The organism is Mesorhizobium sp. M7A.T.Ca.US.000.02.2.1 (genome assembly GCF_003996995.1).
Classification (GTDB): domain Bacteria; phylum Pseudomonadota; class Alphaproteobacteria; order Rhizobiales; family Rhizobiaceae; genus Mesorhizobium.
Genome location: NZ_RZTT01000293.1, coordinates 1 through 7,743, shown reverse-complemented (window position 1 = coordinate 7,743; position 7,743 = coordinate 1). Strand labels below are relative to the sequence as shown.

Below are 7,743 nucleotides of genomic sequence, written 5' to 3'. Positions count from 1 at the left end.
GTCCTAGAGCAATTCCAGGAAAAGTGTGAAACGGTTTTCCCGGGAAAACGCAGAGCGTTTTCCCTTGGGAATTGCGTCAAACCAAAGAATTAGAGCAGTTAGCCGTTTCCGTGAAACGGTGAACTGCTCTAGTTGCGCAGGCTGAACACGAACGGCGCTGTACGGCTCAGACGCGAGCCGAGTTCCGGTGGCGGTTTCGGCACCGTGGCGCCTTGCAGCACGGCGAGCGCCGCACGGTCCAGATCCGCATCCCCCGAGGAACGAGAGAGCCTGGCAGACAGGACCCGGCCGGACGAGTCGACCGTGAATGCGACATACGGCCTGCCTTCCACGCGTCGGGCCTTGGCAGAGCTGGGATAGCGCGTGTGCCGCTTGATCCAGGCGCCCAGACGGGAGTCCCATTTGCTGGAGTCGCCGGAGCGAGACGTCGATTCCGCCGCCTTCGGCGCGGCGGTCCTGGCCGCGGGCCGTGCGTCGGCGCTGGCCACGGTTGCCGTCTTCGGCGGAGCCGCCTTCTCCTTCTTAGGCCGCGGCTTGGCCTTCTCGACAGGCTTTTTCGCCTTGGCCGCGACCGGTTTCTTGTCTTTGATAATTTCGACCGGTTTCGGCTGCGGCAAGGGAATGACGACGTCGGGCGTGACAGCCTCGACCACATCCGGAATGACCTCATCCGGCGGCGGCTGATCGACCTGTTCAGCCATTTCGGCCTGGGTAGGTTCGGTCCGGGTGGCTTCGGTCTCGTCTGGCGCGCCCGCTTCCGGCGGCTCGACAACCGGCTCCGCCTTTTCGACCGGTTCTTCAGGTGTCGGCTCGGTCGTCGGTGTCGGTTCGGTCTGATCTGGCGTCACCGCGTCCAGCGCGGCGACCTGCTCTTCCACGGCCGGCATCACCACCATCGGTGCCATCTCGATCATCTGCGCGGGGGGTGGACCGCCATCCACTTCGGTGACCATTGTGAGGTTCTGCACTGCGTAGGCGACCGCGACATGGGCTCCAAGGACCAGCGCGGCAGCACCGGCCCACAAGCCAAGGTCGCGCCAACCGAAGCGCGACAGCTGGACCGAGGGCACGGCGACCGCCTGCGTCATGGCGCCGCCGCACCAGTGGCTGCGGGCGCCGGGGCATTGGACGCGGGAGCCGTCTCCAGGCCGACCAGCGCGATCTTCAGATAGCCCGCACCGCGCAATAGGTTCATCGCCTCCATCAGGTCGCCATAGGCGACCGCCTTGTCGGCGCGCAGGAAGATGCGCGTCTGCTTGTCGCCCTTGGTCTTGGCGTCCAGCGTCGTGGCGAAAGCCGGGCGCGGCACGCTGTCATTGCCGATCGCCAGCGTCAGATCGTCCTTCAGCGTCAGGAACAGCGGTGTCTCGGGCCTCGGCGCGGGCGTTGCCGTCGAACCAGGCAGGTCGACATTGACATCCACCGTGGCCAGCGGCGCCGCGACCATGAAGATGATCAACAGCACCAGGATGACATCGATGAACGGGGTGACGTTGATCTCGTGGCTTTCCTCGAGATCGTCCTCCATGGTCTGTCGGATTCTGCTTCCCATGGCGCTACTCCGCCGCCAGTGGCGTTGCCGGCGCCACGGTGCGGAAGTCCAGGTCGCGGCTGACCAGTCGCTCGACCCCGGCCGAGGCATCGGCGAGGATCTGCCGATAGCCGGCTATCGAGCGTGCAAAGACGTTGTAGATGACGACGGCCGGTATGGCCGCGACCAGGCCCATCGCGGTGGCCAGCAGCGCTTCGGCGATGCCCGGCGCGACCACAGCGAGATTGGTGGTCTGCGCCTGCGAGATGCCGATGAAGGCGTTCATGATGCCCCAGACAGTGCCGAACAGGCCGACGAAGGGCGCGGTCGAGCCGATCGTCGCCAGCACGCCGGTGCCGCGCGACATGCGCCGCGCCGCCGCCGCCTCGATGCGCGACAGGCGCGACGTGACCCGTTCCTTGAGGCCATCGCCCGAGACATGATCGAGCGCGCCGGCCGAGAGTGCGGTCTCCTCCTCGGCCGCCCGCACCAGCAGCGCGCCGGGCCCGCCGCTGCGGTCAAGGGTACGGCTGGCCTGCTTCAGCGTGGCGGCCTCGCCGATCGCCCGCACGGCGCGACGGATGCGCAGCTTGCCGCCGAAAAGCTCCAGCGACTTGGCCAGCCATATCGTCCAGGTGACGAGGGAGGCAAAGGCCAGCCCGATCATCACCGCTTTGACGACAATGTCGGCCGCCATGAACATGCCCCATGGCGACAGGTCATGCGGCAAGGTCAACTCCATCGCCGTCGAAGGTCCGGCCTCTGACGGCGCGGCCGTGTTCGGCCGGGTGCCTGGCTGCGAAGGCGCCATTGTGGCCGGCGGAGCGACCGCCGGTGCTGCGGGTGCGGGTGCAATCGGCGCTGGGGCCGCGGGAGCAGCCGGGGTGGGGGCTTCGACCGTCGGCGCGGCACCGGCGGGTTGCTCCTGGGCCATCGCGCTGCCGGCCGACAGGATGACGGATGCGACCAACGCCGCCAACAAACCAGTTCTCGACAACAGCTTCTTCCTTGTTCTCACAGCGGCCTGCCGCCTTCTATTTCCCGCCGCCTCATCAGATATTGTCACTGCACATAGCCGACAGGCTGGCCGGTGACGGGGTGCGCGAACACGCCCATCTCCACACCGAAAATGCCTTTCAGCACATCGCTGCGCATGATTTCGCCGGGCGTGCCGCGCGTCAGCAGCTTGCCGTCCTTGAGCGCGATCAGTTCGTCGCAGTAGCGCGCCGCCATGTTGGGATCGTGCAGCACGACGACGACACATAGGTCGCGTTTGCGGCTGAGCTCCTTGACCAGCCCGAGCACCTCGACCTGATGGGCGATGTCGAGTGCCGAGATCGGCTCGTCGAGCAGCATGACGCCGGCGTTCTGCGCCACCAGCATGGCGAGCCAGGCGCGCTGGCGCTCGCCGCCCGACAATTCGTCCACCAGCCGGTCGGCAAAACCCTCCATATCGGTCAGGGCCAGCGCCTCCTCGACATGCTGCCTGTCCTCGGCGCGGAAACGGCCAAGCGCGCCATGCCAGGGATAGCGCCCGAGCGTCGCCAGTTCGCGCACGGTCAGGCCGGTCGCCGCAGGCGTCGTCTGCGGCAGATAGGCAAGCGCGCGGGCAAATTCGCGGGCGCCCCATTGCGGCAGCGGACGTCTGGCGAAAGTGATGGCGCCTGAACTCGCCGGCTGCTGGCGCGCCATGAGCTTGATAAGCGTCGACTTGCCCGAACCATTGTGGCCGATCAGCCCATAGACACGCGAGCGCTCCAGTTCGAGCGAGACCGGACCGAGCAGCGTCCGCTCGCCGACGGCAAAGCGCACCGCGTCGATATGGAAGGCAGTCTGGGCATCAATTCCAGCCATGCTCATGGCTTTTCTCCAGTGCGGCCGCCCGCATTTCCAGATTCCGGCATTTCGACGGGTCGTGCCCGGTTGACTATGAAACATGACCTTACTAGTCAACATTGAAGATGACTGCAACGATCAACAAATCGTCGCGACCGGCAATATCGGCACGAAATTTGGAAACAGGGGGCGCACCAGATGATTTCAGGACATGGACCGATTTGGCGGAACCGGATAGCGCGCAAGCGCCTGCTGATCGCAACGGTGTCGCTGCCGGCCCTGCTTGGCTGCGGCCATGCACTGGCCCAGGAGACGGTCACCACCACCCTAGACCCGATCAACGTGCAGGAACGTGTCGAAAGCGCTTTCGGGCCGGTCAAGGGCTACGTTGCCACAAAGGGCTCCACCGGCACCAAGACCGACACGCCACTGATCGAGACGCCGCAATCGATATCGGTCATCACCAGGGACCAGATGGAAGCGCAGGCCGTCGACAGCCTGAACAGCGCGTTGCGCTACACACCCGGCGCCACCGGCAATCTCTACGGCACCGACAATCGCGGCCTCGGCCTGCAGTTGCGCGGCATTTCGAACGCCAGCGGCGTCTTCTACAGGGACGGGCTGCAGCTCAAGGAGAGCAATTTCACCCTGTTCACCGCACTCGATTCCTATGGCGCGGAACGCTACGAGGTGCTGCGCGGACCGGCATCGGTGCTTTATGGCCAAGCAAGCCCCGGCGGCATCATCAACTATGTCAGCAAACGGCCAACCGAGGAAAACCTGCGCGAGGTCGAATTCGGTGGTGGCAGCTTCAACCGCTATGAAGGCAAGTTCGATTTCAGCGGTGCCGTGAACGCCGACAAGTCGCTGCTGTTTCGTCTCACCGGCGCAGCTCACATGGGCGACACGCAGATCGATTTCGTCAAGGACGACCGCATCTTCATCGCCCCGGCGATCACCTGGCAGCCCGATGCCGATACCAGCCTGACCATCCTCGCCAACTACCAGCGCGACCGCTCCGGATGGGCGATGCAATATCTGCCGGCATACGGCACGATCACGCCGGGCAAGGATGGCAAGTTCTTGCCCAACGGCATGTTCGTCGGTGAGCCCGGCTTCGACGGCTACAACAACGACCAGGCGTCGATCGGCTACGAATTCGATCATCGTTTCAACGAGACCTGGCAGGTCCGCCAGCATGCCCGCTACGTCCATCTCACCCATACCGAGGAGGGCGTCTTCGGCGGCGGACTGACGGACTCGAACGGCCTGGAACCTTCAAGCGGCGCATACTACCGTTATGCAGATGCCGGCGGCACCAAACTCAGCGGCGTCACCATCGACAACCAGGCACAAGCCGATTTCGACACCGGGCCGCTTGCCCACACGCTGCTCGTCGGCCTCGACTACAAACGCTACACTTACCGCGACTATGCCTCGGAAGGGACCGTCGAGGACGGTTTCAACATCTTCGATCCGGTTTACGGGTACCCGATCACCGATCTGACGCCCTACACCGATACCGACACCACCCAGCAGCAAGTCGGCCTCTATGCGCAGGATCAGGTCAAGCTCGGCAACTGGCGGCTGACCCTTGGCGGCCGCCAGGATTGGTCGGACGCCAAGGTCTACGACAATCTGGCCGGCGGCTACATTCCCGAGCAGAAGGACAACGCCTTCACCAGCCGGGCGGGGCTCGTCTATCTCGCCGACAACGGGCTTGCGCCCTATGTCAGCTATTCCGAATCGTTCCAGCCCGTGGCCGGCGCCGACAGCGACGGCAATCTGTTCGTGCCCGAGACCGGCAGGCAGTACGAGATCGGGCTGAAATACCAGCCGACCGGGTGGAATTCCTTCATTACGGCATCGGTTTTCGACCTGACCCGACAGAATGTCGTGCGCTATGGCAATGAGGGCCGGCCCGACGACATGTTCCAGACCGGCGAGATCCGCTCGCGCGGCGTCGAACTGGAGGCCGTTGCCAGCCTCGATTCCGGCTTCGACCTGAGAGCGGCCTACACCTATCTCGACACCAGGATCACCAAGGCGACTTCTGTTGTTGATGATAATGGGAGTTCGATCAGCAATGAAGGCAATACGCCCTTCGGCGTGCCGAAGCATTCCGCGTCGCTGTGGGCGAATTACACCTTCGGCAGCGGCCGCCTGGAGGGCCTGGGGCTGGGCGCCGGTGTCCGCTATGTCGGCTCGACCTATGGCGACGACGCCAACAGCTTCAAGGTTCCGTCGGTCGTGCTCGCCGACGCGGCGGTGCATTACGCCTGGCAGAACGCCACGCTCAGCCTCAATGCCAGCAATCTGTTCGACAAACGCTATGTCGCCTCCTGTTTCTCTTCGGGCTTCGGCTGCTTCTACGGCGAAGGCCGCAGGATCAACGGTTCGGTGAAATATACATGGTAGAAGCAATGTGGCGGGCCGGCCCAAAATGGCGGCGCTGACACGGCGCCAGTATCTTGCCGGCCTCGCCGCGACCGGCCTCGCTTTGCCGGGCGGCATGGCACGCGCGGCACCTGCCCGCGTCGTCTGCTTGGAATGGACATCGGCCGAACTGGTGGTCTCGCTCGGCCTGTCGCCGCTCGCCGTCGGCGACACCAGGGGTTATGGCGACTGGGTGCAGGGCCCGGCGCTGCCGCAGGCCACCATCGACCTGGGATCGCGCAGCGAGCCCAATATCGAACTGCTTCGGGAATTGCGGCCTGACCTGATCGTCGGCGCCTATGGCTATGGCTTGGACGAGAACAGCTTCACCAGATTGGCGCCGACCTTCAACGTGCCGTTCTACAGCGGCAAGGCTCCACCTTACGCGCAGGCGCAACAGGTGACGCTGCAGCTTGGCGACATGCTTGGCCGCAGGACGGAAGCAGAAAACCTTGTCGGGCGCACCAAAGCCTCGATCGCCCAAGCGCGTGCCAGGCTGGAGCGGGCGGTGCAAAAACCGGTCTGCGTCGTCAGCATGTTCGACGATCGCCATGTCCGCGTCTACGGCGCCGGCAGCCTGCTGCAGGATGTCCTCGACCGGCTCGGCCTCGTCAACGCCTGGACCGGCGCCACCAATGAATGGGGTTTTTCGACGGTCGGCATCGAGGAACTGGTCGCCGTAGGCGAGGCGCAACTGATCTCGCTCGATCCGATCCCACCGCACGTCAGGATCAGGATTGCCCGCAGCTCGCTCTGGGCCAATCTGCCCTGCGTCCGGAACGGCCAGGTGCGGACCATTCCGCCGGTCTGGCCGTTCGGCGGTCTCACTGCTGCCGCGCGTTTCGCCGAATTCGTGGCAGCGGCATGATCGCTCAGGCAATGTCCCTGCCGCGACAGCGCGACGGCATCGGCGCGCTCATCCTGCTGGTGGCCGTGCCCGCGGGCCTGGCACTGATGCTGACCATCTTCGATCTCATCAACCTTTTCCCGACGCACTTGTGGTGGCATGCGCTCACCGCTCCCGACACATCCGATCCAGCGCAGTTGCTGTATCGCTATGCCTTCCTCCCGCGTGTCGCCGTCAGCGTGCTGGCCGGCGCGGCACTTGGTCTCGCCGGTGTCATCATGCAGCATGTGCTGCGCAACCCGCTGGCCGAGCCGACCACGATCGGCACCAATGCCGGAGCGAGCCTCGCTTTGGCGGCCGCCACCCTCTACGCACCATGGCTGCTGGAAGGCGGCCGCGAAGGCGTGGCGCTGGCTGGCGGCGCGCTCGCCACATCAGCCGTTTTCGCACTGGCGCGCGGGCGCAGCTTTTCGCCAGTGTCGATCATCTTCGCCGGCCTCATCGTCAGCCTCACTTTCGGCTCGGCCGGCGCGCTGCTGATGGCGCTCAACCGCGAATACACCGAGGAGCTGTTCATCTGGCAGAGCGGCTCGCTGGTGCAGAATGGCGACGCGGCGGTCCTTGTTCTGGCGCCATGGCTGCTGGCCGGCATCTGCGCCGCGCTCCTGCTCTGGCGACCGCTACGCCTGCTCGACCTCAGCGACGACGGCGCGGCATCGCTCGGCACCCGGCCGGCCGTCATCCGCCTTGCCGGCATGACAGTCGCCGTCTCGCTCAGCGCGCTGGTCGTCGCCGAGGTCGGCGTCATCGGTTTCGTGGCACTCGCCGCCCCGGCGCTGGCGCGGCTGGCCGGAGCGCGCACGCTTGGCCGCCGTCTGGTCTGGTCGCCGCTGGTCGGCGGTGCCCTGCTCTGGCTCACCGACCGCCTGGTGCAGCATCTGCCGTTCACCGGCGAAATCCCCGCCGGCACCGCGACCGCTTTGCTCGGCGCGCCGCTGCTGCTGTTCCTGTTGCCGCGAATGCGAACCACCCCCGAAAGGCAGGCCGACATGGTGTCGTCGATACGCCTGCCGACAAACGGCCTGCCGTTGAT

Annotated in this window: 7 protein-coding genes; 3 read left to right on the top strand and 4 right to left on the bottom strand. The window is 65.3% G+C overall.

Annotated features, from left to right (window positions below; all coding sequences use genetic code 11):
• Positions 1–128: 128 nt before the first annotated feature.
• From EOD15_RS23805 to EOD15_RS23790, 4 genes are all read right to left on the bottom strand, one after another.
• On the bottom strand, positions 129–1,088 hold the full coding sequence (locus EOD15_RS23805) for an energy transducer TonB (RefSeq protein ID WP_127408886.1): 960 nt from the start codon (positions 1,086–1,088) through the stop codon (positions 129–131).
• Positions 1,085–1,552, bottom strand: a complete 468-nt coding sequence (exbD, locus tag EOD15_RS23800) for a TonB system transport protein ExbD (protein WP_127322595.1) — start codon at positions 1,550–1,552, stop codon at positions 1,085–1,087. Before exbD ends, EOD15_RS23805 begins: the two co-directional genes overlap by 4 nt.
• Before the next feature lie 4 nt (positions 1,553–1,556).
• A complete protein-coding gene (exbB, locus tag EOD15_RS23795) occupies positions 1,557–2,528 on the bottom strand; it encodes a tonB-system energizer ExbB (RefSeq protein WP_127408885.1) in 972 nt (323 codons plus the stop codon).
• A gap of 65 nt (positions 2,529–2,593) precedes the next feature.
• Positions 2,594–3,385 (bottom strand): ATP-binding cassette domain-containing protein, encoded by a 792-nt coding sequence (locus EOD15_RS23790; RefSeq protein WP_164762277.1) that lies wholly within the window; start codon positions 3,383–3,385, stop codon positions 2,594–2,596.
• A 180-nt stretch (positions 3,386–3,565) separates the two neighbouring features.
• Here EOD15_RS23790 and EOD15_RS23785 point away from each other — a divergent pair, with 180 nt between their 5' ends.
• From EOD15_RS23785 to EOD15_RS23775, 3 genes are all read left to right on the top strand, one after another.
• Entirely contained in the window at positions 3,566–5,785 is a 2,220-nt protein-coding gene (locus EOD15_RS23785; RefSeq protein WP_127408884.1) for a TonB-dependent siderophore receptor, read from the top strand.
• Between the two features lie 25 nt (positions 5,786–5,810).
• Positions 5,811–6,671, top strand: a complete 861-nt coding sequence (locus EOD15_RS23780) for an ABC transporter substrate-binding protein (RefSeq protein ID WP_127322440.1) — start codon at positions 5,811–5,813, stop codon at positions 6,669–6,671.
• Positions 6,668–7,743: iron chelate uptake ABC transporter family permease subunit (locus EOD15_RS23775; RefSeq protein ID WP_148129625.1), on the top strand; the 1,076-nt coding region annotated here is incomplete at its 3' end. The genes EOD15_RS23780 and EOD15_RS23775, both read left to right, overlap by 4 nt.

What these genes read in the sequence shown, in the direction of transcription:
- EOD15_RS23805 (WP_127408886.1), bottom strand. Translation starts at nt 1,088, where the DNA reads ATGACGCAGGCGGTCGCCGTGCCCTCGGTCCAGCTGTCGCGCTTCGGT.
- exbD (WP_127322595.1), bottom strand. Translation starts at nt 1,552, where the DNA reads ATGGGAAGCAGAATCCGACAGACCATGGAGGACGATCTCGAGGAAAGC.
- EOD15_RS23790 (WP_164762277.1), bottom strand. Translation starts at nt 3,385, where the DNA reads ATGGCTGGAATTGATGCCCAGACTGCCTTCCATATCGACGCGGTGCGC.
- EOD15_RS23785 (WP_127408884.1), top strand. Translation starts at nt 3,566, where the DNA reads ATGATTTCAGGACATGGACCGATTTGGCGGAACCGGATAGCGCGCAAG.
- EOD15_RS23780 (WP_127322440.1), top strand. Translation starts at nt 5,811, where the DNA reads ATGGCGGCGCTGACACGGCGCCAGTATCTTGCCGGCCTCGCCGCGACC.